The 686-nt window shown below is 73.9% G+C and carries 1 protein-coding gene; it reads left to right on the top strand.

The annotated features are described in order from the left end of the window. The coding region (locus HMPREF0731_RS25435) for an Ig-like domain-containing protein (RefSeq protein WP_007004511.1) at nt 1–686 on the top strand (686 nt) is incomplete at both ends.

The raw sequence follows: 686 nt of genomic DNA, 5'->3' as shown, positions 1-686 counted from the left end.
GGCGGCATCCTGGTCGATGGCGTGGCGCCGCAGGTGGCCAGCGTCGGCGTGCCGGCCGACGGCACCTATGGCGCGGGCCAGGTGCTGGGCTTTACCGTCACGCTGGACGAGAGCGTCAGCCTCTCCGGCGGCGCCAGCCTCGTCCTGCTGGTCGGCGGCACCCTCCGCCAGGCGGCCTATGTCTCCGGCGCGCCCGGCAGCGCGCTGCTGTTCGAGTACACCGTGCAGCCGGGCGACCTCGACAGCGACGGCATCAACGTCATGGGCCTGGCGCTGGACAACGGCGCCACGCTGCGCGACGCCGCCGGCAATGACGCCAGCCTCGCCCTGAACGGCGTCGGCGCCACCGCCGCCATCCGGGTCGACGCCGTGCCGCCCGCACCGCCCAGCATCGCCCTCGACCCGGTCTCCGACACCGGCAGCGCCAGCAACGACGCGCTGACCAACGCCACCACCCCGACCCTCACCGGCACCGCCGAGCCGGGCAGCACCGTCACCATCCTGGTCGATGGCGTCGCCGACGGCACCACCCTGGCCGACGGCATGGGCGCCTGGTCCTACACCCTGGCCACCCCGCTCACCGAGGGGCTGCGCAGCATCACCGCCACCGCCACCGACGCGCAGAACAACATCTCCTCCCCCTCCGTCCCGCAATTCGTCACCATCGACACCAGCGCGCCGGCCGC

The sequence above is a fragment of the Pseudoroseomonas cervicalis ATCC 49957 genome, from assembly GCF_000164635.1.
GTDB lineage: Bacteria > Pseudomonadota > Alphaproteobacteria > Acetobacterales > Acetobacteraceae > Pseudoroseomonas > Pseudoroseomonas cervicalis.
The sequence above is the reverse complement of the archived record's forward strand: the minus strand, read 5'-3'. Positions and strand labels throughout refer to the sequence as shown.